Source organism: Salinisphaera sp. S4-8 (assembly GCF_040361235.1).
Taxonomy (GTDB): Bacteria; Pseudomonadota; Gammaproteobacteria; order Nevskiales; family Salinisphaeraceae; genus Salinisphaera.
Genome location: NZ_APNF01000036.1, coordinates 1 through 962, shown reverse-complemented (window position 1 = coordinate 962; position 962 = coordinate 1). Strand labels below are relative to the sequence as shown.

Below are 962 nucleotides of genomic sequence, written 5' to 3'. Positions count from 1 at the left end.
GAGTTACTGTCAAATCTGGTGTATGAGGAAAGAAGCTAGGCGGCTTTCCTGCTGAGTTGTCGCTCGTCTATTCCGTCGATGAATTGGATGCCATCAATGACATCGGCGAGTTGTTTGAAGCCGCGTAAGCGGCGCCAGCGTTTCTGAGCGCTCATCGCCAGTTGGTGTACCAGCGACAGTCCACTTTTGGCGCTCACGCAGTTGCGCGTGGCTGCGGTACGCAAGCGAATCGTGGCAAAGGTGGACTCGATCGGATTGCTGGTCCGCAAATGCTGCCAGTGTGCCGCCGGGAAGTCGTAGAAGGCGAGCAGTTCAGCGCGGTCTTTTTGCAGGCACGCTGTGGCCTTCGGGTATTTGTCGTCGTAGATCGCAACAAACCGATCAAAGGCCTGCTCGGCGTGGTGACGTGTGTCAGCTTGCCATATTTCATGAAGATGGCCTTTGGCCTGCGGCTGTATCCGCTTGGGCAGCTTGTCGAGCACGTTCGCGGTTTTATGCACCCAGCATCGCTGGACCGCTGTCTTGGGATAGACCTCGGCCAGCGCGGCCCAAAATCCCATCGCGCCGTCGCCGACGGCGAGCCTGGGCGCGACGACCAGCCCGCGATCACGCAGGCTCAACAGCAGTGCTCTCCAGCTCTCGGTCGATTCACGGAAGCCCTCCTCGATGGCCAGGAAGTGCTTGCGGCCGTGACTATCGCAGCCGATGACCACCAACACACAGCGCCGCTCGGCGGCGCGCACGTTGACGTAGATGCCATCCGCCCAGAGATACACCATCTCGTGGCCGCGCCAATCGCGCTCGCTGACCGTGTCGTACTCGTGCTCCCAGCCGGCTTTCAGGCGACTGATCGTCGATGCCGACAAGCCTTTGACCGAGTCCCCGAACAGCGCCTTGAGCGCTTCGTCGAAATCGTTGGTCGATACACCCTTGAGATACAGCCACGGTAGGACCGACTCCAG

General features: G+C 60.1%; 1 protein-coding gene. It reads right to left on the bottom strand.

Translation table 11 applies throughout. The annotated features are described in order from the left end of the window. Window positions 1-35 precede the first annotated feature (35 nt). The coding region (locus S4A8_RS19115; protein WP_353221330.1) for an IS256 family transposase at window positions 36-962 on the bottom strand (927 nt) is incomplete at its 5' end.